Annotated in this window: 1 protein-coding gene; it reads right to left on the minus strand. The window is 46.6% G+C overall.

Translation table 11 applies throughout. The features are described from left to right. The coding region (locus tag M595_RS28750) for an alpha/beta fold hydrolase (protein ID WP_023070065.1) at positions 1–291 on the minus strand (291 nt) is incomplete at its 3' end. Between the last annotated feature and the right edge of the window lie 31 nt (positions 292–322).

Here is a 322-nt window from a genome sequence, read left to right on the forward strand (position 1 = left end):
CAGGAAAGGTAGGAGAGTCAGTACAGAAGTCGGATAAAACCATCCCGGCATGGATTGGGTTAATAATGATCCCCACTGAAGCCAGGGCTGCTGTTTAAACGAAGAAGCAGGATTGACTAAAATTAAGCGATCAATTAGCTTCGGTGCTTTCACGGCGATATTGACCGCCAAACACCCTCCAAAGGATTCTCCACAGACATACACCCCTCGTTCTGGGTTTGAGGTCAGTTCAGTTTTAATTAAGGCGATTGTGCGAACCGTGAGGGTATTCCAGTTGGATCGATCCTGCAAGGGAATACTAAGACAACGAAAGATCGGAAGA

It is taken from the genome of Lyngbya aestuarii BL J (assembly GCF_000478195.2).
In the GTDB taxonomy this organism is placed as follows: Bacteria; Cyanobacteriota; Cyanobacteriia; order Cyanobacteriales; family Microcoleaceae; genus Capilliphycus; species Capilliphycus aestuarii.